General features: G+C 74.5%; 22 protein-coding genes. 9 read left to right on the forward strand and 13 right to left on the reverse strand.

The window, feature by feature from the left end:
* Positions 1-295 precede the first annotated feature (295 nt).
* From ssuE to ACIQCH_RS37230, 5 genes are all read left to right on the forward strand, one after another.
* Positions 296-853: an NADPH-dependent FMN reductase gene (gene ssuE, locus ACIQCH_RS37210; protein ID WP_402588587.1), complete on the forward strand. Its 558-nt coding sequence runs from the start codon at positions 296-298 to the stop codon at positions 851-853.
* Between the two features lie 64 nt (positions 854-917).
* A complete protein-coding gene (locus ACIQCH_RS37215) occupies positions 918-1,958 on the forward strand; it encodes an ABC transporter substrate-binding protein (protein WP_402588589.1) in 1,041 nt (346 codons plus the stop codon).
* A 2-nt stretch (positions 1,959-1,960) separates the two neighbouring features.
* The gene (locus ACIQCH_RS37220) at positions 1,961-2,782 is read left to right on the forward strand and encodes an ABC transporter ATP-binding protein (RefSeq protein ID WP_402588591.1); all 822 of its coding nucleotides are present in this window, start codon (positions 1,961-1,963) and stop codon (positions 2,780-2,782) included.
* Positions 2,779-3,672, forward strand: coding sequence for an ABC transporter permease (locus ACIQCH_RS37225; protein WP_402588593.1), 894 nt, complete (start codon positions 2,779-2,781; stop codon positions 3,670-3,672). Before ACIQCH_RS37220 ends, ACIQCH_RS37225 begins: the two co-directional genes overlap by 4 nt.
* Before the next feature lie 64 nt (positions 3,673-3,736).
* Complete coding sequence (locus ACIQCH_RS37230; protein WP_402588595.1) at positions 3,737-5,074, forward strand: LLM class flavin-dependent oxidoreductase; 1,338 nt, start codon at positions 3,737-3,739, stop codon at positions 5,072-5,074.
* A gap of 19 nt (positions 5,075-5,093) precedes the next feature.
* On the opposite strand, the gene ACIQCH_RS37235 is transcribed toward ACIQCH_RS37230, so the two are convergent.
* From ACIQCH_RS37235 to ACIQCH_RS37250, 4 genes are all read right to left on the reverse strand, one after another.
* Positions 5,094-6,020 carry an SCO0930 family lipoprotein gene (locus ACIQCH_RS37235; RefSeq protein WP_402588597.1) on the reverse strand — a complete coding sequence of 309 codons (927 nt, stop codon included), beginning with the start codon at positions 6,018-6,020 and terminating at the stop codon, positions 5,094-5,096.
* 159 nt (positions 6,021-6,179) lie between these two features.
* Positions 6,180-6,938, reverse strand: a complete 759-nt coding sequence (locus tag ACIQCH_RS37240) for an anti-sigma factor family protein (protein ID WP_402588599.1) — start codon at positions 6,936-6,938, stop codon at positions 6,180-6,182.
* The gene (locus ACIQCH_RS37245) at positions 6,935-7,513 is read right to left on the reverse strand and encodes a sigma-70 family RNA polymerase sigma factor (protein ID WP_402588601.1); all 579 of its coding nucleotides are present in this window, start codon (positions 7,511-7,513) and stop codon (positions 6,935-6,937) included. The genes ACIQCH_RS37240 and ACIQCH_RS37245 overlap by 4 nt, the downstream gene beginning before the upstream one ends.
* 116 nt (positions 7,514-7,629) lie before the next feature.
* Positions 7,630-8,634: a DUF1996 domain-containing protein gene (locus ACIQCH_RS37250; RefSeq protein ID WP_402588603.1), complete on the reverse strand. Its 1,005-nt coding sequence runs from the start codon at positions 8,632-8,634 to the stop codon at positions 7,630-7,632.
* 142 nt (positions 8,635-8,776) lie between these two features.
* Between ACIQCH_RS37250 and ACIQCH_RS37255 the strand changes: the two genes are divergently transcribed.
* Complete coding sequence (locus tag ACIQCH_RS37255) at positions 8,777-9,739, forward strand: tellurite resistance/C4-dicarboxylate transporter family protein (RefSeq protein WP_402588604.1); 963 nt, start codon at positions 8,777-8,779, stop codon at positions 9,737-9,739.
* On the opposite strand, the gene ACIQCH_RS37260 is transcribed toward ACIQCH_RS37255, so the two are convergent.
* The 4 genes from ACIQCH_RS37260 to ACIQCH_RS37275 form a co-directional block, all read right to left on the reverse strand.
* Positions 9,709-10,818 (reverse strand): aryl-sulfate sulfotransferase, encoded by a 1,110-nt coding sequence (locus ACIQCH_RS37260; RefSeq protein ID WP_402588606.1) that lies wholly within the window; start codon positions 10,816-10,818, stop codon positions 9,709-9,711. The genes ACIQCH_RS37255 and ACIQCH_RS37260 overlap by 31 nt on opposite strands.
* A 146-nt stretch (positions 10,819-10,964) precedes the next feature.
* Complete coding sequence (locus ACIQCH_RS37265; RefSeq protein ID WP_402588608.1) at positions 10,965-11,957, reverse strand: ABC transporter substrate-binding protein; 993 nt, start codon at positions 11,955-11,957, stop codon at positions 10,965-10,967.
* A gap of 65 nt (positions 11,958-12,022) precedes the next feature.
* Positions 12,023-12,769 carry an ABC transporter ATP-binding protein gene (locus ACIQCH_RS37270; RefSeq protein WP_402588610.1) on the reverse strand — a complete coding sequence of 249 codons (747 nt, stop codon included), beginning with the start codon at positions 12,767-12,769 and terminating at the stop codon, positions 12,023-12,025.
* Positions 12,766-13,575, reverse strand: coding sequence for an ABC transporter permease (locus ACIQCH_RS37275; RefSeq protein WP_402588612.1), 810 nt, complete (start codon positions 13,573-13,575; stop codon positions 12,766-12,768). Before ACIQCH_RS37275 ends, ACIQCH_RS37270 begins: the two co-directional genes overlap by 4 nt.
* 147 nt (positions 13,576-13,722) lie before the next feature.
* On the opposite strand from ACIQCH_RS37275, the gene ACIQCH_RS37280 reads away from it, so the two are divergent.
* Positions 13,723-14,292: a helix-turn-helix domain-containing protein gene (locus ACIQCH_RS37280; protein WP_402588614.1), complete on the forward strand. Its 570-nt coding sequence runs from the start codon at positions 13,723-13,725 to the stop codon at positions 14,290-14,292.
* Here ACIQCH_RS37280 and ACIQCH_RS37285 read toward each other — a convergent pair.
* The gene (locus ACIQCH_RS37285) at positions 14,276-15,166 is read right to left on the reverse strand and encodes a hypothetical protein (protein ID WP_402588628.1); all 891 of its coding nucleotides are present in this window, start codon (positions 15,164-15,166) and stop codon (positions 14,276-14,278) included. The genes ACIQCH_RS37280 and ACIQCH_RS37285 overlap by 17 nt on opposite strands.
* A gap of 214 nt (positions 15,167-15,380) precedes the next feature.
* Between ACIQCH_RS37285 and ACIQCH_RS37290 the strand changes: the two genes are divergently transcribed.
* On the forward strand, positions 15,381-16,031 hold the full coding sequence (locus ACIQCH_RS37290) for a MerR family transcriptional regulator (protein ID WP_402588616.1): 651 nt from the start codon (positions 15,381-15,383) through the stop codon (positions 16,029-16,031).
* Here the strand turns inward: ACIQCH_RS37290 and ACIQCH_RS37295 are convergent.
* On the reverse strand, positions 15,998-16,729 hold the full coding sequence (locus ACIQCH_RS37295; RefSeq protein WP_402588618.1) for an HAD family hydrolase: 732 nt from the start codon (positions 16,727-16,729) through the stop codon (positions 15,998-16,000). The two genes, ACIQCH_RS37290 and ACIQCH_RS37295, sit on opposite strands and share 34 nt — an antisense overlap.
* 96 nt (positions 16,730-16,825) lie before the next feature.
* Positions 16,826-17,305 carry an Lrp/AsnC family transcriptional regulator gene (locus ACIQCH_RS37300; protein ID WP_402588620.1) on the reverse strand — a complete coding sequence of 160 codons (480 nt, stop codon included), beginning with the start codon at positions 17,303-17,305 and terminating at the stop codon, positions 16,826-16,828.
* A gap of 195 nt (positions 17,306-17,500) precedes the next feature.
* On the opposite strand from ACIQCH_RS37300, the gene ACIQCH_RS37305 reads away from it, so the two are divergent.
* Positions 17,501-18,178: a DUF6445 family protein gene (locus tag ACIQCH_RS37305; protein ID WP_402588622.1), complete on the forward strand. Its 678-nt coding sequence runs from the start codon at positions 17,501-17,503 to the stop codon at positions 18,176-18,178.
* Positions 18,179-18,205: 27 nt separating this feature from the next.
* On the opposite strand, the gene ACIQCH_RS37310 is transcribed toward ACIQCH_RS37305, so the two are convergent.
* Positions 18,206-19,843, reverse strand: coding sequence for a beta-N-acetylhexosaminidase (locus ACIQCH_RS37310; protein WP_402588624.1), 1,638 nt, complete (start codon positions 19,841-19,843; stop codon positions 18,206-18,208).
* Between the two features lie 243 nt (positions 19,844-20,086).
* A complete protein-coding gene (locus ACIQCH_RS37315; RefSeq protein ID WP_402588626.1) occupies positions 20,087-20,614 on the reverse strand; it encodes a hypothetical protein in 528 nt (175 codons plus the stop codon).
* Between the last annotated feature and the right edge of the window lie 270 nt (positions 20,615-20,884).

Below are 20,884 nucleotides of genomic sequence, written 5' to 3' on the forward strand. Positions count from 1 at the left end.
CGGGGCTTCGCCCGGGCCTGCGGCCCCCCTCGGCCCGGGCCTGCCTCCGGACCAGCCTGCCACCCCTGTCAAGCGCCTCCCCCACACACCACGGGGCGCCGCGGCTTCGTCATGCGAAGCCCTCGCCACCTGGCACGCACCACGGGCACGGCGGCTTCGTCACGTGAGGCCCTCCCTCCACACACAGCACGGGCACCGCTGCTTCGTCACGCGGGGCCCTCGTCCCCGCACCAACCACGGGGCACCCGCGGCTTCGGCCATGCGGGGTCCTCGCCCGCACTTCCAGGAGGCTCTCGTGCCCCAGCTCCTCGCCCTTTCCGCCAGCCCCTCCACGGCCTCCCGGACCGCGCTCGTCGCGGACCTGGTCGTCGACCGACTCCAGCTCGGTGGTCTCGACGCGGCCCATCTCGCCGTGCGGGACCTGCCCGCCGCCGACCTGCTGGCCGCGCGCAGCGGGGCCGAGGGCATCCGTCAGGCGGTCGCCGCCGTGGCCGCCGCCGACGGGCTGATCGTCGCGACCCCGGTCTACAAGGCCTCGTACTCCGGGCTGCTCAAGGTGTTCCTCGACCTGCTCCCGCAGGACGCGCTGGCCGGCAAGACCGTGTTGCCGCTGGTCACCGGGGGCAGCCTGGCCCACGTCCTGGCCATCGACTACGCGCTGCGGCCCGTGCTCACCGCGCTCGGCGCCCGGCACGTCACCTCGGGGCGCTTCCTCCTCGACTCCCACGTCGAGCGGCTGCCCCGCGGGCTCCGCCTGCACCCCGAGGCGGCCGAGGAGCTCGACCGGGCCGTGGACGAGTTCGTCGACGCCCTGCCCGCCCGGCTGCTCCTCGCGGGTGCCGCCCCGCTCTGACCCGGACCCGCCTCCTCGTCGCTCCCCGCCCCGCCACCGCCCGCCCATCCGAAGGACACCCGCCATGCCCGTGACCCCGGCGCCGAACAGACGCCTCTTCCTCACCCTCCTCGGACTCTCCGCCGCCGCGACCGCCTGCGGCACGGCCTCGGCCGGGAGCCCCGGGCGCGCCGGCGGCCAGACCCGCACCCTGCGCTACCAGGGCGCCGCCGGCGCCGTCACCCTCCCCGAGCTCGCCGCGGACCTCGGCTACCTCGGCGACGTGAAGCTGGAGTGGGTCGGCAACACCATCAGCGGCCCGCAGGACATCCAGTCCGCCGCCACCGGCCAGACCGACTTCGGGGGCGCCTTCAACGGTGCGGTGGTCAAACTCGCCTCCCAGGGCGCCCCGATCAAGGCCGTCGTCAGCTACTACGGCTCCGACAAGGACGCGTACAACGGCTTCTACGTCCTGCAGGACAGTCCTGTCCGCACCCCGCGCGACCTCGTCGGCAAGAAGGTCGGCATGAACACCCTCGGCGCCCACTCCGAGGCCATGCTGGACATCTACCTCGACCGCGCCGGCCTCACCCGCGCCGACATCGACCGGGTCGAACCCCTGGTCGTGCCGCCCGTCAGCACCGAGCAGGCACTGCGCCAGAAGCAGATCCAGGTGGGCGTGCTGGGCGGCATCCTCCGCGACAAGGCGCTCGCCACCGGCGGGATCCGCCCGTTGTTCACCGACTTCCAGCTGCTCGGCGCGTTCAGCGCGGGCACGTACGTCATGACCGAGCGCTTCCTGAAGGCCAACCCGGACACCGCCCGGACCTTCGTCACCGGCGTGGCCAAGGCCATCGAGTGGTCCCGGACCACGCCGCGCGAGCAGGTCGTCGCCCGCTTCACCGAGATCGTCGGGAAGCGCGGCCGGCAGGAGGACGCCGGCGCGCTGAAGTACTGGCGGTCCTACGGGGTCGCCGAGACGGGCGGCCGGATCGACCCCAAGTCCTTCCAGCTGTGGGTGGACTGGCTGGCCGAGCGCGGCGACGTCCCCAAGGGCCGCATCAAGAGCCTCGACGCCCTGTTCACCAACGAGTTCAACGACTACGGCAAGGGAACCGGGAGCTGACCATGGCGGCGCGCACCCACCATCCGAAGATCGCCTTCGACGGGGTCGGCAAGACCTTCCCCCGCAAGGACGGCGGCACCTTCACCGCCCTCGACGGGATCGACCTCGACATCGCCGCGGGCGAGTTCACCGTCGTCGTCGGCCCCAGCGGCTGCGGCAAGTCCACCCTGCTCGACCTGCTCGGGGGCCTCACCCGCCCCACCACGGGGCAGGTCCTGCTGGACGGGCGGCCGGTCGACGGCCCCGGCCTCGACCGGGGCATCGTCTTCCAGCAGTACGCCCTGCTGCCCTGGCGCACCGCCCTCGGCAACGTCGCGTTCGGGCTGGAGGCCACCGGCGTGCCGCGCCGCGAACGGGCCGATCGGGCCCGCGAGTTCCTCGACCTGGTCGGTCTCGCCGGTTTCGAGGACCGGCACCCGCACGAGCTCTCCGGCGGCATGCGGCAGCGGGTCGCGATCGCCCGCAGCCTCGCGTACGACCCGGACGTCCTGCTGATGGACGAGCCCTTCGCGGCCCTCGACGCCCAGACCCGGGAGGCGCTCCAGGACGAACTGCTGCGCATCTGGCGGCGCACCGGCAAGACGGTCGTGTTCATCACGCACGGCATCGAGGAGGCGGTCTACCTCGGGCAGCGGGTGGCCGTCCTCACCTCCCGCCCCGGCCGGGTCAAGCAGGTGGTGCCGGTCTCCCTCGGGGACCGCGACGAGGCCGGCGACCTGCGCTCCAGCCCGGAGTTCGGCCGCCACCGCCGCGAGATCTGGGAGCTGCTGCACGACGAGGTGGCGCGGGCCCAGCGGATGGAGAAGGAGTTGGTCCGGTCATGAGCCTCCTCACGAGAACGGCCGCGGACGCCACCGGCGCCCGCGCGGACGGCCCGCCCTCCGGCCCGTCCTCCGACGCTCCCGCCGCCGCGCCCCCGGCGGTCCGCCGCCGGGTCGGCGCCCGGGCCCTGCGCCTGCTGGGCCGGACCGCCCTCAAGACCGTCGCCGTCGCCGCCCTGCTGCTCCTGTGGGAGACGGCGCCGCGCCTGGGCCTGGTCGACCGCACGTTCCTGCCGCCCGTCAGCGAGGTCGCCCGCGCCTGGTGGGGACTGGCCGCGGACGGACAGCTCGGCGAGAACACCCGCGCCAGCCTGGTCCGCTCCCTCGCCGGCTTCGGCATCGCGGTCGGCGTGGCCGTCCCCCTCGGGCTGCTCATCGGCTGGTACCGGCCCGTGGCCGACCTGCTCGGCCCGCTGCTGGAAGTGTTCCGCAACACCGCCGCCCTCGCCCTGCTGCCCGTGTTCGTCCTGCTCCTGGGCATCGGCGAGACCTCGAAGATCTCCCTCATCGTGTACGCCTGCACCTGGCCGGTCCTGCTGAACACCATCAGCGCGGTCCGCACGGCCGACCCCACGCTCGTGAAACTCGCCCGGTCCATGGACCTGTCCACCCCGCGGCTGTTCCTCAAGGTCATCCTGCCCGCCTCCGTGCCCGCCGTGTTCACGGGCGTACGGCTGGCCGGGTCCGTGTCCATCCTGGTCCTGGTCGCCGCCGAGATGATCGGCGCGAAGGCCGGCCTGGGCTACCTGATCAACGCCGCGCAGTTCAACTTCGCGATCCCGCAGATGTACGCCGGGATCGTCACGATCTCCGTCATCGGCCTGGTCTTCAACCAGGTGCTGGTCTCGGTCGAACGCCGCCTGACCGCCTGGCGCGTTCCCGCCGCCGCCTGAGCCCGGCCCCGCCCGACGCCACCCGCCCACCCGCCCGCCCGCCCCCGACCGGAGGACGACACCCATGAGCGCCGCGCCCCCGCGCACCCTGCACCTCAACGCCTTCCTGATGAACGCCGGCCACCACGACGCGGCCTGGCGCCACCCCCGCACCCGGCCCGAACGGGTCACCGACCTGAACTACTTCCAGGACCTGGCCCGCGCCGCCGAACGCGGCCGGCTCGACTCCGTCTTCCTCGCCGACGGCGTCGCGCTGTGGGGCAAGGTCCGCCACAACGCCCTCGGCGGCTTCGAACCCCTCACGCTGCTCTCCGCCCTCGCCGCCGTCACCGAGCACGTCGGCCTGATCGCCACCGTCTCGACCACCTTCAACGAGCCGTACCACGTGGCCCGCAAGTTCGCCTCGCTCGACCACCTCAGCGGCGGCCGGGCCGGGTGGAACATCGTGACCTCGGGATCCGTCGACGAGGCCCGCAACTTCAACCGCGAGGAGCACCTCGACCACGCGGTGCGCTACGCCCGGGCCCGCGAGTTCGTCGACGTGGCGACGAAGCTGTGGGACAGCTGGGAGGACGACGCGATCGTCCTCGACCGCGAGCGGGGCGTGTACGCCGACACCGACAAGGTCCGCCCCGTCGAGCACCGCGGCGAGCACTTCCGGGTGGCCGGCGCCCTGAACGTGCCCCGGTCGCCCCAGGGCTACCCGCTGCTGGTGCAGGCCGGCTCGTCCGAGGACGGCAGGGAGTTCGCCGCCGAGTTCGCCGAGGCCGTCTTCACCGCCCAGCAGACCCTCGCCGACGCCCAGGCCTTCTCCAAGGACCTGAAGTCCCGGCTGCCGCGGTACGGGCGCACCGACGACCAGCTGCTGGTCCTGCCCGGGATCTGCCCGGTGATCGGCTCCACGGAGGCCGAGGCCCGGGCGCTGGAGCAGGAGCTCACCGACCTCCAGGTGCCCGAGTACGGGCTCGCCCAGCTCTCCGGCATGCTGGGCACCGACCTGTCCGGTCTGCCCCTGGACGGTCCGCTGCCCGAACTGCCGGAGGAGCGGGACATCAACGGCAACAAGAGCCGCTTCACGCTCGTCGCCGAGCTGGCCCGCCGGGACGGGCTCACGCTGCGCGAGCTGATCGCCCGGCTGGGCGGCGGCCGGGGACACCGGGTGTTCGCCGGCACCCCCGAGCAGATCGCCGACGAGCTGGAGGCGTGGTTCACGCAGGGGGCGGCGGACGGCTTCAACATCATGCCGCCGCACCTGCCCGGCGGCCTGGACGACTTCGTCGACCAGGTGGTTCCGGTGCTGCAGCGGCGCGGGCTGTTCCGCACCGAGTACACCGGCCGGACCCTGCGCGAGCACTACGGTCTCCCGCGCCCCGCGAACCGGTTCGCGGCCGCCCTGCTCTGACGCCCGTCGGGCCGGCGGCTCACTTCGCGAGCTTGCCCTGCGGCGTGACCGCGAACCAGGTGCCGCCCACGCCCTGCCCGTTGACGTCCCCGGGCGCGGCATCGCCGGTGAACCAATACAGGGGCCAGCAGGCGACGGCCAGCTGCTCGGTGCCGTCCGGGCGGGTGTAGACGGAGAGCAGCTTGGGGTCGACGCCCTCGACGTCCTTGGCGTCGACCGGCTTGGCCGGCTTCCACTTCTCCAGGCAGGCGCCCAGGCAGTTGGACTTCATCGGCCAGGCGGTGTCCTTGGTGAAGCGGTACAGGGTACGGCCCTTGCCGTCCCGCAGGATCCGCCCCAGCTCCTGGTCCTGCAGCGTGGAGAGGGCGGGCAGCGGGGTGCCCGCCTTCTTCCCGTCCGGGGCCACCGCGAACCAGGTACCGCCCACGCCCTGTCCGTTCGTCTGGCCGGGGGCGGTGTCCTTGGCGAAGCGGTAGACGGGCCAGCCGCCGAGGGTCAGCTGGTCGGTACCGTCGGCCCGCTTGACGGAGCCCACCGCGGACTTCGGGACCGACCCGGGCAGGGAGGTCTTCGCCGGCACCGGCGGCCAGGCCTTGGCGCACGCGTCGTTGCAGTTCGAGGCCGAGGGCTTGGCGGTGTCCTTGTCGAACCGGTAGAGCGTGAAGCCGGCGGCGTCGTTCACCACCGCGCCGAGCTTCGCGTCCTGCCGGACGGACAGCGGTCCCGACGCGGTCCCGGCGGCCGCACCGGAGCCGCTGCCGTAACCGCCGTACGCGTCCCCGGCGTTCCCGTTGCCGTAGCCGCCGGCCTCGGCGGCCGCGCCGGCCGGGGCGTTCGCCGGGGCCGCGCCCGCATCGCCGCTCCGGGCGGAGCCACAGGCCGTGGCACCGAACAGAAGGGCGGTGGCGGCGGCCGCGGCCAGGGTGAGACTGCGCCGGTTCGTCATGGTAACTCCCGTGATCAGATGGTCTGGTGCGTTCTGTCGCTCACCATCAACACGCCGGCGCCGGGGGAGGGGTTCAAACGGATTCGGGGAATTCCCGGACCGGTGCGCACGACACGGGGGGCCACCGCCGAAGCGGTGACCCCCCGGTCCGTGGAGCGCCTACACCTGCACGGTCACGTACCGCTTGCCCGCCTCGTTCTCGACGAGGACGGCGCGCACCTGTTCCGGGTCCACGGCGGCGGAGCCGTCCAGGGCCGCACCCTTGCCCTCGCCGTCGGCCCGGGTGCCCACGACCCAGCCGCCGGCCACGGACCGGCTGCCGTCCCGGCCGATGACGACCAACCGGCAGCGCTCGCCGGCCGGGATCCCGGTGACCGCCGCGTGCAGCCGCACCCAGCGGGCCGCAGGGACCACCTGCACCGTCATCCGCACGCCGGTCGACGCGTCGGTGGCCGCGGCCACCCGCGTGCCCGGCACCGGGCCCGGGGCCGTGATCGTGGGCACCGGCAGGGGCGGCACGGCCTCCGGGGCGCGCTCGCCCCCCGTCACCGTGCCGAGCCAGAACACGGCCGCCAGCGAGGCCGCCGCCGCCAGGCCGGCGACGGCCCGGCGGCGGCGCAGCGAGCTCGCGCGTTCGTCCCGTACCCGCCGCAGCGTCCGCTGGAGCAGCAGGTCGCCGCCCTCCGGCGGGCCCTCCAGGAACGCCTCCGGCGGCACCTCGCCCAGGGCCCGGGTCAGCTCCTGGAACTCTGCCTCTTCCCGCCCGCACCGTTCGCACGTGCCGAGGTGCGCCTCGACCGCGCGGGCCTCGTCGGCGTCCAGGACCCCGAGCACGTACGGTCCCAGCAGGCCGTTCACGTGCGCGTCCGGGCCCTCGTCCACGTCCGGCTCCCACTCCGGGCGCCGCTGCCCGTTCATGCCACCACCTCCTCGGCTCCGGCGGGCCTGCGGGGCCTGCGGGGCCTGATCTCCTGTGCGAACACCTCACGCAGCGCACGCAGGGCGTAGTGGGAACGGGACTTGACGGTCCCCGCGGGGATGCCGAGCGTGTCCGCGGCCTCGGCGACGCTCTGCTCGCGGTAGTACAACTCGTGCAGCACGTCGCGGTGTTCCGGCTTCAGCCGGTCCAGTGCCGCCAGCACGGTCATCGAGTCCACCACCGAGTCGGCGTGGTCCCGGACCGCCGGCGGCGCGGCCGGCGAGCCCGAGACCTCGCGGGGTCGCGAGGCCTTGGCCCGGGCCCGGTCGATCACGATGTTGCGGGCCACGGTCAGCAGCCAGCCGCGTACCGAGCCCTTCCCGTTGACCATGGCGTCCGCGTGCCGCCAGGCCCGTATGAAGGTCTCCTGCACGACGTCCTCGGCGGTGGCCCGGTCGCCCGTGATCCGGGCCGCGTACGAGAGCAGGGCGTTGCCGTGCTCCTCGTACAGCGTCCGGATCAGCGCCTCTTCCGCCCCGCCCCGCCGTGCGCGGGGCCGCAGTGGTCCGGCCATCTCACCCTCTCCCTCAATGCGTTACGTGCCGTACACGCACGGGCCGGGCGGGCGGTTCAACGGTGCCCGCGGCATTTTCCGCGGCGTTCCGGTTCGTCAACCGCCGGACGGCGGCCTCAGCAGGTGCGGCCCGAGTTGAGGCACTCCACCACCCGGGCCATCGCCGTGTCCGTCATGACGTCCACGAACATCGCGTGGTCGGTCTTCGGACCGTGCCGCTGCTCGGGGAAGGAGTCCAGCGCCAGCGGCGCCCCGGCCGGCACGTCGTAGGCGAGGGACAGCCGCAGCGCCGGCACCGGGAAGGTGCCGGCCGGGCACACCCCGTTCGGGGCCGGGAAGCGCAGGTGCTCGCGGTGCGCGGGGCTGTCGGTGTCCAGCCCGTTCCAGCAGCTGGGGAAGAGCAGGGTGCGGGTGATCGGGTCCCCGGGCGGACAGCGCGGATAGGACGTGGTGCCCCGGTCCGGCAGGCTCGCGCACCCCCAGCGGGCCCGTACGAGGGAGTCGTCGCGCGCCGTCGCCGCCACCGCGTTCCCGGTGACCGCCCGCAGGAAGCGGGGCATCGGCACCACCTTGCTCACCGGATTGCCCAGGAACTCGATCGCGACCGAGGCCTCGCGCAGGATCGCACCCGTGTTGCCGTGCCCGGCGGACCGCTCGTACGGGCGGGCGGCCGGCCGGTCCGGGCGGCGCAGCACCGGCCAGTAGTACACGGACCGGTCACCACCGCGGCAGGTGGTGGTGGCGGCGGCGAGGGAGCCGTCCGTGGAGCGTGCCGAGGCGGAGAGGTTCCCGACGTAGGAATGCGTGTGGTGGGCGCCGCCGGGCAGGCCCGGCGAGACCACCAGGTTGTCCTGGTTGTAGTGCTCCTCCGCGTTGCGCCCGCAGTCCACCCGCACCCGCCCGGTCGAGGCGTCCGGGCCGGGCGCCGGGGCGGGCGGGTCCGCGGGCACCGCGCGCAGGTCGACGGGGCCGCCCGTCCCGTCCGCCACCCTCCGGGCGGAGACCGGGCCCGCTGAGCGGGCGACCCCGAGCACGGCGGCCGCCAGGATTCCCACCAGGACCAGGCAGAGTCCGAGGAGCAGCAGTCCGCGGGCCCGGGCCGCGACGGTTGTGGCGCTCATGCCGGTCACCGTCCCCGGTCGTCCGTACAGGCGTCAACCACCGTCTTGGCATGCGGCCGGGAACCACCCCTGAAGCGCCCCCGGACAGCGCGAACGCGCCACCCGGGTGGCGAAACCGGCGGTACCGGGTTCCGCTGGGAACGTGCGTGACCACCCTCAGGGCCGCTGGTGGGCCGAGCTGCCGCCCGCCGCGGGCGCCGTCGTCATGGCCACCGGGATCCTCTCCGTCGCCCTCCAGCTGACGGACTACGAGATCCCCTCCCTGGTGTTCTTCGCCCTCGCGGGCCTCCTGTGGGTCCTGCTGGCGTTCGACTTCCTGACCCGGCTGTTCGGCGACCGACGGCGCTGGCGCAGCGAGGCCGACAACCCGCCCGCCCTGACGGCCGTGGCCGCCACCACCGTCCTGGGCGTGCGCTGCTCGATGCACGGCTGGGGGGACCTCGCCTACGCGCTGCTCGCGGTCGCCGCAGCGCTGTGGCCGGTGCTGCTGCTCTCCGTGATGCGGCACTGGCACCGCGGCATGCCCGGGGTGGCCTTCCTCGTCTGCGTCGCCACCCAGGGCCTGGCGGTGCTCGCCGCGACGCTGTCCCTCGCCGGCCAGGGGGACTGGCTCGGCCACGCGGCGCTGGTGGCGTTCGTCCTCGGTCTGCTGCTCTACGTCGAGGCGCTGTTGCGCTTCGACTTCGGGCAGGTGCGGACGGGCGCCGGCGACCAGTGGATCGCCGGCGGGTCGCTGGCCATCTCGGCGCTCGCCGCCTCGAAGCTGACCCTGTCACCGCTGTGGACCGGGGCCGGGCACACCGCGCTGCGCGTCAGCACCCTCGTCCTGATCGGCCTCGACCTCGCCTGGTACGTCGTCCTGCTCGCGGCCGAGGCCGCCTGGCCGCGCCCCGGGTACGACATCCGCCGCTGGGCGACGGTCTTCCCGCTCGGCATGACGGCCACGGCCTGCCTGTCCACGGCGACCGCCACCGGCGTCGACTGGCTGACCGCCACGGGCCGGGTGCTGCTGTGGATCGCCCTCGGCTTCTGGGTGGTCACCGCCGGCGCCACGGTGCTGTCGCTGCGCCGCCGTCAGAGCCAGGGGATCTCCTCGCCCGCGTAGCGGTAGGCGCGGAACACGGCGTTCTGCGCACCGCGCGAGGACTCCAGGCCCACACCCCGGCCGAACGCGCCGAACTCGGGCACCACGAACTCCCAGACCACGTCCCCCTCCGAGGTGACCTCGAAGAGCCGGCCGAAGGAGCCCTCGGCGACGAAGGTGTTGCCGTTCGGCAGTCGCTGCGCGCTCGACATGTAGGGGCTGTAGAAGTTCTGCGGCGGGTTGTCCTCGTACGACCAGACCCGGCGGCCGGTCACCGGGTCGAGTTCCAGCACCCGGGAGTAGGGCACCGAGGTGGTGTCGCGGTACGTGCCGTTGTCGAAGACCAGGACGGTGCCGCCCGGGAGCTCGTGCGGGTAGTGCTGCTGGGCGAGCACGTCCGGGCCGATCCGCCAGCGCACGGAGCCGTCCGTGCGGTCCACCGCCACGGTCGTCGAGGCGCTGCGGAAGCCCACCACGACCCCGCCGTCGGCGAGTTCGTTCACGGTGTTGGCCATGGGCCAGTGCTCGCGCGCGAAGTGCGGGTCGAGCGGGGTGTCGGCGGGGTCGAGGTGCTCGATCGCGGCCCACCGCCAGACGGTCTCCCCGTCCCAGGTGAGCTCGTACACGACATCGCCCCAGACGGCGCCGTCGGGCGCCTCCGAGCCGGGGATGCCGCCCCGGATGCGGGCCGCGTCGGCCGGGTCGAGCCGCTCGACCGCGAGGACCAGAAGGTTCCCGTTGCGCAGGATCGCGGCGTCGTGGTGGTGGTGCGGGTGGCGCACCTCGCGCAGCACGGTGCCGTCGGGGGCCACCTCCTGGAGGATGCCGCCGTGGTAGACGTCCCAGATGGGGAACAGGCTCGGGCCGGAGGTGTCCTTGCCCTGGTAGAAGAGGTTGCCGCTGGGCAGCAGTCGGCCGTGGCGGCCGGGCGGGTGGGGCAGGCGCCAGGTGTGCGCGGGGCGGCCCTCGATGTCGACGAGGCGGACCTCGCCGGGCCCGGCGATCGGGGTGTACAGGGTGTACCCGCCGTAGGAGCGGGCCGGGTCGTGGGCGCGCAGGCCGAGCCCGCGGCGGCGCAGGGTGTTCTGGTCGACGGTCATGGCGGGTGGTGTCTCCTCGTGGTGTCGGGACGTGCGGACGGTCGGGGGTACGGACGGTCGGCGGTACGGGCGGTACGGGCGGTACGGGCGGTACGGGCGGTCGGCGGTACGGGCGGTACGGGCGGCCGGCGGTACGGGCGGTCGGGTCAGCCGGCGGTCACGGCGGCCGGGTCGACGGCCCGCAGCGGTCCGGGGCGCAGGGTGCGCGCCAGCGCGGCCTCGTCGGCCGGGCCGGGCAGTCCCTGGGCGGCCTTGGCCCACACGGCCTCCTCGTGCAGCTGCCGCAGGAGGGCGGGCGAGAGCGCGGCCCGATACGTGTAGCGGGGCTGGAAGCGCTCCACGTAACCCGCCTCGAGGGCGCCCCCGGCCCGGGCGAGCAGGGCGCGCCGGGCCGCGGCGGGGTCGCCGGTCAGCTCCCGCTGGGCCCGGACCAGCGACCGCACCACGCCGGTGGCGGTGCGCTCGTCGGCACCGGGGCCGGAGACCAGGAGGGTGCGTGCGGTGTAGCCGGTGAAGGGCAGTTCGGCGTAGCGCCGCCCGAGGGCGGTGCGGGTGGCGTCGTAGAAGCTGGGGAAGGTCACGCCGGCGTCGACGTCGCCGCGGGCGAGTGCGGCCGGCACCTGGTTCGGGGCCAGGTTGACCACGGTGACGTCGGCGGCGGTCAGGTGGCCGGCGGCGAGCATGCGGGAGAGGGCGTACTCGACGTTCGTGCCCCGCGGCACGCCCACCTTCCGGCCGCGCAGCCGGTCGAAGCCGGTGATCGCCCGGTCGGTGCGGGTGAGCAGCCGCCAGTCGGAGAAGGCGGACAGCTCGGCCACGATCCGCACGTCCCGGCCGCCGAGCGCGGCGGCGACGGCGGGCAGGTCGCCGACCACGCCGAAGGCGGCCTGTCCGCCGAGGACGGCGTTCAGCGCCTCCCGGCCGGTGGCCAGCGAGCGGACCCGGGTCCGGGGGCCGTCGTCGGCCCACAGCCGGCGTTCCTCGGCGACGTAGACGGCGGCGCCGCCCAGGTGGTCGCTGGCCGCGATGGTGACGGTTCCGCCGCCGGCGCGCTCGTCCGGCGTACCGGAGCAGCCGGTGGCGAGTACGGCGAGCAGGGCGCCGAGCAGGAGCGCGGCGGTCGTGCGTGGTCCGGGCATGAGGGTGCTCCAAGGGTGGGTACGGGGTGGGGGGACCGCTGCTGCGGGGGCGTCGGGGGAGCGGGTCAGGGGACGTCGGCGGGCGCGCCCAACTGCTCGGCGATGCGCGCCCGCAGGAGCGGGCCGGGCCCCTGCGGGGGAACGTCGTGGGCGGCCACCACCCGCCCCGGCCGGCCGCCGAGCACGAGGACCCGCTGCGCCAGGGCGAGCGCCTCGTCGATGTCGTGCGTGACGAAGAGGACGGTGGTGCCGGTGCGCTGCCACAGTTCGACGAGCAGGGCCTGCATGCGGGCCCGGGTGAGCGCGTCGAGCGCCCCGAACGGCTCGTCCATCAGCAGTACTTCGGGTTCGGCCGCCAGCGCCCTGGCCAGTGCCACGCGCTGCTGCATCCCGCCGGAGAGCTGGGCGGGGTACTTCTCCGTCCCGTCGGACAGTCCGACCTCGGCGAGCGCCGCCCGGGCCCGCCGCCGCCGCTCCGCCCGGTCGAGCCCGAGGCGCTTGAGGGCGAACTCGACGTTGCCGCGGGCGCTCAGCCACGGGAAGAGCGCGTAGTGCTGGAAGACCACGCCCCGGTCGGGGCCCGGTCCGGCGACGGGCCGCCCGCCGACCGTGATCCGGCCGCCCGCGGGCCGTACGAACCCCGCGACCGCGTTGAGCACGGTCGACTTCCCGCAGCCGCTCGGCCCGAGCAGCGCGGTGAACGAGCCGGCCGCGAACGCGGCGTCCAGGTCCGCGACCGCGGGCGCGCCGTGCCCGTCACCCCGGCTCCCGTACCGGACGGACACCCCGTCCAGGCGCACCTCGCGGCTCACGACGCCTCCCAGTGGACGACGCGGCGGCCCAGCGCGGCGAGCGCCAGGTCGACCAGGACCCCGACGAGCCCCAGCACGAGCAGCCCGGCGAACATCCGGTCCACCCGCAGGAACTGCCCGTCCACCTGGAGCCGGTACGCCAACCCGTCCTCCGCCCCGCCCAGTTCGGCCGCGACCAGCGCGAGCAGCGCCACCGAGGCGCCGTAGCGCAGCGCGGCCAGCAGGGCGGGGGCGGCCGCGGGGAGCAGCACCTCCGCGAACCGGCGGTGCAGCGGTGCCCCGAGCGAGCGGGCCGCGCGCAGGTGGCTCACCGGGACCCGCGCGACCCCGTCGTGCACGTAGAGCCAGACCGCGAGCAGGACGGCGTACGCGATGAGCAGCCGTTTCGCGCTCTCGCCGATGCCGAACCAGGCGGTGGCCAGCGGCACCAGCGCGATCGCCGGGATGGGACGCAGGAACGAGACGAGCGGGGTGACGGCGGCGGACAGCCGCGGCAGGTGGCCGGTGGCGAATCCCAGGGCGCTGCCGACGGCGGCGCCGAGGGCGAAGCCCTGGCCGGCCCGGCCGAGGCTGGCGCCCAGGTCGGTGGCGAGCGTGCCGTCGGCGGCGGCGCCGGCCAGTGCGTGCAGGGTGGCACCGGGGCCGGGCAGCAGTGCGGGGGTGACGGCTCCGGAGGAGGCGAGGGCCGCCCAGAGGGCGAGCGCGGCCGCGGCGGTGCCGAGCGGCGGCAGCAGGCGCCGCAGCGGGTCCGGGCCGGGGGTCGGGGCGGGGGTGCGGACGGGGCCGCGGTGATCGGGGTCGGACACGGGACATCTCCTTGGGCCCGCGGCGGTCCGCGAGGCGTCTATAAGTGAGGTCAATAATTGACCACGCTTATTGCAGAGACGTTGCAGCCGTGCGAAACCCGTCCGGGCCCCCGGGGGCGGCCGGTGCGGTGGGGTACGTTCGGCTGCGTGTCACGATCCGAACCCACGCCCGAGGCCCTCGCGGTCGGCCGGGTGATCCGCGCCCGTCGCAAGGAACGCGGCGTCCCCATGGCGGAGCTCGCGGCCCGCTCGGGCCTGTCCCAGCCGTTCCTCAGTCAGTTGGAGCGCGGGCTCACCACGCCCAGCCTGAGTTCGATCTACCGGATCGCGGAAGCCCTCGACGTGGCTCCCGGAACGTTCCTCAGGCCCCCGGCCCGCCCCGGCACGGTCAGCCACGAGAGCGATCCCCAGGTGATCCGGGTCAGCGAGGCGGCGGGACAGGTGGCGCGGGTGCTCATTCCCGGCGGCAGCAGCGGCCTGATGGAGGCGTACGAGCACCACTTCGAGCCCGGCCGTGGCGAGCGCGGTTGGTTCCGGCACCCCGGCGAGGACTTCCTCTACGTCCTGGAGGGCGAGATCGTCCTGGAGCTGGAGGGCGAGGAGCCGCTGACCCTGCGGGCCGGGCAGAGCGCCCACCATCGGGGCGACGTCCCGCACCGCTGCCGCCTCGCCACCGAGACCGCGGCCCGGACGCTCCTGGTCATCGCGGCCTCCTGACGGCCGCGCGGTCCGTCCGGGCCCGGCCCGCGACCGTCGTGGCGGCGACGAGCCAGCCGGCCGCCAGGGCCCCGGCGGCGGCGAGCGTGAGCGCGTCGGGATGGGTCAGTGCCTGACCGCGCAGCGCCTGCCAGGTCGTGAGGCCGAGCAGGCCCGCGTATCCGGCGGCGCACACCACGACCAGCCGCACCCGCGTCGTGGCGTCGGCGAGCCGCGGGAACCGGCCGGCCCCGGCGGCCAGGGCGAGTGCCAGCAGGGGCAGGAGCTGGAGGGCGTGCATCCCGGTGAAGTGGGCGATCCGCAGGTCGCCGCCGGTCGCGGCCCAGCCGGTCACGGGCAGCTGCGGGCCGCCGTCGGGGACGCCGACGGCGTGCGCGCCGATGATGCCCGGGTCGTCGGACGCGGCCTGCTCGGGCGTGGGTACGGTCATGAGGAAGCCCAGCGAGAGGCCGACCAGCGCGATGACGGACCCGAGGCGGATCGCCCAGGCCGTGGCGCGGTCGGCGAGCGGCTGGCGGAACAGGAGCACCGCGAGCAGCAGGGTGGCCAGCCACAGGACGACGACCGTGTTGCCCATGACCTGGTAGAGCGTGGAGTCGAAGGGCGTCTCGTTGTTGAAGTGGCTGCGTCTGCCGCGCACCACCTGGCCCACGATGACCGCCATCTCGACCGCCGAGGCCGCGATGACGACCGTGCCCGCCCACCAGCCGACCCGGCGGCCCCGGGCGAGCAGTGAGTACATCCAGGACAGCGACAGGCAGTAGAGCGCGAAGGACAGTGCGAACTTCAGCGGCTTGTGCCAGATGGGCGAGCCGACGAGCACCCGGTCGTCCACCACCAGCCCCACCGCGCAGACCAGTGCCAGCACCCCCATCGCGGCGGCGAAGAACAGCAGCGGCCGGTGCCAGCCCGCGAAGCGCGGGCGCGTCGCCCTCGTGTGAGTGATCGTCATGTGGCGTTCCCCCCTGGGACCGGTGATCGATGATCGGCGGTCAAGCGAAGATCGGATAGCGGATAGTGTCGCTATCCGATAGCGACACTATCTATGATGGGGTGGGCAGTTGCAAGAGACGTCAGGAGAATTCGCCGTGCGCATAGGGGAGTTGAGCCGGAACACCGGTGTCCCGATCCCGACCATCAAGTTCTACGTGCGTGAAGGGCTGGTGCCCGCAGGCGAGTTGACCAGTCCCAACCAGGCCCGGTACGACGATTCCCACGTGCGCCGGCTGCGGCTCATCCGGGCCCTGATGGACGTGGGCGGCCTGTCGGTCGCCGCGATCCGGGGGGTGCTGGCGGCCGTGGAGGACACGGAGGAGCCGGTGCACGGCGTCCTGGGCGAGGCGGCCCGGACGGTGGCCCCCGCCTACCGCGAGTGCCCCGACGAGGACCGGATGGACGAGGCCCGTGCCCTGGTGCTCGACCTCGTCGCGCGGCGCGGCTGGCGGGTGCCGCCCGACCACCGTGGGATCGAGCCGCTGGCCACCGCCCTCGCCCACTTCCTTGCCGTGGGGCACGGCGACTACCTGGGGTTCCTCGACGAGTTCGCCGCCGCGAGCGAGCGCATCGCGGCGGCCGACCTCGCCTACGTGGCCCGCCGCGAAGCCCGCGAGGACCTGGTCGAACGGGTCGTGGTGGGCACCGTGCTCGGCGACGCCGTGCTCGCCGCGATGCGCCGGATCGCCCAGGTCGACGCCTCGGCCCGGCGCTACCCGACGGGGTCGACCGACGGCGGGGCCTGAGGCCGCGGGCGGGCCGCCGGGCGGCCGGTCCGGCCCGCCCGGGCGCGCAGCCAGGCGTGCGCCGCCTCCGCGTCGAACCCGGCCTGTCCGTCCGCGAACAGCAGGTCCGCCGCCGCGAACGCCGGGTCGGTCGCCGCCCCGTACGGCACCGCCAGGCAGGCCATGCCGGCCGCGTGCGCCGCCCGTACGCCCGGTGCGGAGTCCTCCACCACCACGCAGTCCGCCGGGGCGGCCCCGAGCCGCCGCGCCGCCTCCAGGAACACGTCCGGCGCCGGTTTGCCGTGCGGCACCTCCTCGGCCGACACCGTCACCGGCAGCAGCGCGGCCAGCCCGGTCCCGGCCAGCACGGCGTCGATGGCCTCCCGCGACGACCCCGAGGCCACCGCCATCGGCACGCCCTCCGCGTGCAGCCGCTCCACGAGCCTGCGCATCTCCGCGTAGACCTCGGTCGAGCGGCCCGCGAGCTCCAGGTACGCGTCGTTCTGCTCGTCCAGCAGCACCTCGACCGGCGCCTCGATCCCGTACCGCTCCCGCAGGACCTCCAGCGTCTCGCGCGTGCCGACCCCGATGAAGGCCGCGTGCTGCTCCCAGGTGAAGTCGGGGACCCCGTGCCGCGCCAGGGTCCGGCAGCCGGACGCGTAGTAGTTCGGCTCGCTGTCCACGAGGGTGCCGTCGAGATCGAATATGACGGACGTCATCCGCTGCACCCGTTCTGCCGGTTCCGTTCCTGTCTCCCCAAGGATGTCAGGATCTGCGGCTTCACCCGGACCCGGGCGCGGCGCCCGGCCCGGACGTCAGGGCGTGCGGGTGGCCCGGCCCACGGACTCGACCAGCGGAAGCAGCCGGTGCGCCACCCGCTCCCGCAGCGCCACCTCCGTGCGCGTGCGCACCACGCCCGGCATGCGGATCAGCCGCTGGATGACGTCCTCCAGGTGCGCGTTGTCCCGGGCCGCCACCCTGGTGAGCAGGTCGCCGCCGCCCGTGATCGAGTGCGCCTCGATGATCTCCGGAACGGCCGCCAGCGCGTCCCCCACCTCGTCCAGGTGCCCCTGCGTCACCTCGACGTGCACGAACGCCAGCACCGGGTGCCCCAGCGCCGCCGGGGACAGCACCGGACCGGTGCCCGTGATCACCCCCGTCCGCTCCAGCCGGTCCAGTCGTGCCTGGAGCGTCCCCCGGGCGATCCCGAGGATGCGGGCGTACTCGCGCACGCTGGTTCGCGGCTGCTCGATCAGCAGGCGCAGGATGCGCGTGTCGAGCTCGTCCACCGCCATGGTCCACCGGCCTTTCCTGGAGCGTATGGTGCGCCGCAAACGATACCGATGGCCCAAGCACCAGGCCTGAATCATCCCTTCCGGCCGAATAACACTCCTCTCGTCCCTCCGCTCCCCGACCGTCGCCGTACCTTGCCGCAACCTTGGCCCCCGCTTTGCCGACCCGAGGGCCGGCCCGCGGCTACGGTCCCGGCCATGCCCCCACACCCCCGTGCCACCCCGCTCCCGGTGCTGCCGTACCGCAAGCCCACCCGCGGCCGCGACTACTGGGTCCTCGACGACGTCCTCCCCGACCCGGACGCCGTCCGCGCCCGCATCCTCGAACGCGACGACTGGACCGAGGGCTACCCCCACAAGCCGGAGGCCTGGCCGGGCCTGCGCACCCTGCCCGGCCTCGAACCCGACGAGCTCGCCCACGTCGAACGGCTGGTCCGCCGGGCCACCGGCGCCGCGGAGATCTGGCCCGAACGCCCCGCCGGCGGCGGCACGTTCAACCACAACTGCGTCCAGGTCGTCGGCGCCGGCGAGTGCGAGCCCCGCCCGCACACCGACTCCCGCACCCTGTGCCGCTACGCCGCGGTCCTCTACCTCAATCCGGCGGTGCCCAAGCAGTGCGGCACCAGCTTCTACCGCCAGTCCCTGCCCGGCGGCCGGCTCGGCGGCAACCAGGTCCTGGCCCCGCACAACAACCTCGTCGACGCCCTCGGCACCCGCTTCGTCGCCCCCGACTCCTTCGTCGAGGACGTGGCGGTCCCGCACCGCTACAACCGGCTGCTGCTGTACTCGGCCAACCTGATCCACAGCGCCACGGGCTACTGGGGTGAGACGCTCGCCGACAAGCGCATGACCGCCGTGTTCTTCTGGATGGCCTGACCGCCGCCCGCCGGATGGACTTCGGACCTACCCGGCGGGCCAGCGGACGAGCGGCGACCGGTAGTAGTCCACGCCCAGGGCCGTCAGCCGCGGCCCCTGCGCGGCCAGCCGCGCCCGGTACGCCGTCCAGTCGTGCGTGGCCGCCGGTGACCAGCCGATCTCCGCGATGCCCGGCAGCCGCGGGAAGGCCAGGTACTCCAGGGCGTCGGCGGTCCGGACGGTCTCGGTCCACAGCGGCGCCTCCACCCCGAGCACGCCCCGTGCCGGCATCCGCTCCACCAGCGTCGCGGGATCCCAGGCGTACGCCCTGTCGACCTCCACGAACCCCGCCCACCTCGTCCCGACCGGAGTGCTCGCCGTGTACTTCATGTCCAGGTAGGCGTGGGTGGCCGGCGACATCACCACGCGCGTCCCGGCCGCGGCGGCGGCCACCAGCTGCGCCTCGGTGCCGCCCGGTCCCCAGTACTGCGCCACCGCGCCCCGCACCGGCTTCGCCGCCGTGAGCTGGTGCCAGGCCATCACCGTCTTGCCGCGCCGTGTGACCAGCGGTTGCGCCCTCGCCATGAACGCCGCGTAGTCGGCGGCCGTCGTCGCCTGTGCCTCGTCACCGCCGATGTGCAGGTAGCGGCCCGGGGTCAGGGCGGACAGCTCGCGGAGCACGTCGTCGAGGAAGCTGTACGTGACCGCCTTCGGCACGCACAGCGAGCTGAAGCCCACCGCCGTGCCGGTGTACCGCGGCCGGGCCACCCCGTCGCAGTTCAGCCGCGCGTAGGAGGCCAGCGCGGCGTTCGTGTGCCCGGGTGTGTCGATCTCGGGGACGACCTCCATGTAGCGGGAGGCGGCGTAGGCCACGATCTCGCGGTAGTCGGCCTTCGTGTAGTACCCGCCGCGGCCGCCGCCGACCTGGGTGGAGCCGCCGTAGGCGGCCAGCCGCGGCCAGGAGTCGACCACGATGCGCCAGCCCTGGTCGTCGCTCAGGTGCAGGTGGAGCGTGTTGACCTTGTACAGCGCCAGCTGGTCGACGTACCGCTCGACCTGGTCGACGGTGAAGAAGTGCCGGGCGACGTCCAGCATGGCGCCCCGGTAGGGGTAGCGCGGGAAGTCCCTGACGGCGCCGCCCGCCACCTGCCACGGGCCGGGCTGGAGGCTGCGCCGCTCGACGGCCGCGGGCAGCTGCTGGCGCAGCGTCTGGACGCCGTGGAAGAGGCCGGCCGGGTGGTTCGCCGTGATGGTGACCGTGCCCGGGCCGCTGGTCAGGCGGTAGCCCTCGGTGCCGAGCGTGGCGTCGCCCGCGCCGAGCCGCAGCTGGATGCCGTCGGTCCCGGCGCCCGCGACCACCGGCAGGGCCAGACCCGTGGACGGGCGCAGCAGTCCCGCCAGCCGGTCGGCGACCTGCCGGGCGCCCGGTGAGCCGCCGTCGACGCGGATCACGGTCGCACCGGTCAGGGTGTACGGGCCGCCACCGGGGGTGACCTCGGCCGGCACCGGCACCGTACGGCCCAGCGGCACCGGGGCGGCGGCCACGGCGGCGGACGGGACGGCGGGCAGGGGCCTGGCGGCCGTGGCCGTCGAGGCCGCCCCACCGGTCAGCACCAGCAGCAGGGCGCCGAGGATCCGGGCGAGGACGGGGAGAACGGGGAGGGTGGGGGTTCCGTGCTGTCTCACGGGCGGTCCCCTTCGGGTGCGCGTCGGTGGGTGCACGCGGTGCACGGGCAACAGTCCTCGACATAGTGTCCGCCCGCCGCGGGCCCGACACCCGGTCCGGCGCCCGGTCGGCCATGGTGCGCCCCTCCGTGCGCCGGGCGCGCGCCCCGTGCGCGGGAACGAAGAAGACCGGTCCCGGCACCCCCCGTGGGTGCCGGAACCGGTCGGTCCCGTGCGGCGGCCGTACCGGCCGCCGGTGGTGGATCAGCCCTTGATCGCCACGATCTTCTTCGTCCGCAGGTCCGCCTGGACGTGCACCTTCGAGGTGCTGCTGCCGCTGCGGTTCCAGGTCAGGGTGATCGTCGCGTTGGCCTTGCCCATGCCGTTGCCGTCGGAGGTGACCTTCCACTTCAGCGGCACGTTCTGGGCGCGCAGCACGCCGTCGGCGTGGTTGCGGTCCTCCCACGCCTTCAGGCTGCGCTGCAGCGACTTCGAGAGGTAGAAGGAGCGCAGCTGGTTCGCGAGGCGGCCGTTGTCGCTGTGGTCGTACACCGCGTCGACGTAGGCACCGTAGAAGTCCGCGATCCGGCTGAAGGCGCCCTCGGGGCTGCCGGAGACCGACGGGGCGGCGGCCGCGGCGGCGACCGGTGCGGCCGCCACCGGCGCCGCGAGCGTGGTCGTCGTCGCCTGCCGGGGACCGTCGGCGTGCGAGGTGGCCACGAAGGCCAGCATCAGGGCGGCGGCAGCGGCGGTGGCGGTGGCGGCGGTGCGGGTGGTGAGGAGCTCGGGCATCTGCGGTAGGACCTTCCCCGTTCGGTCGTGCGGTGGCAGACGGTCACTGCCACTGCACTCACCGACGGGATCCCGGGCCCGTCCGGTTCCCCGCGGGACCGGCGATTTCCGGCCAATCACGAAGGGCCCCGGGCGGGCCCGGGCCATCCGCCCCTGATCCGCCGGACACCCCCTCCTAGACGCAACGCCGTTCAGTTAAGGGCGGGGTCGGGGCGTCAAGAGCTGCTCGTGAGCATGGTGATGTGGATGGTTGCTTTGTAGGTGGTCCGG

It is taken from the genome of Streptomyces sp. NPDC093225, assembly GCF_044753805.1.
GTDB lineage: Bacteria > Actinomycetota > Actinomycetes > Streptomycetales > Streptomycetaceae > Streptomyces.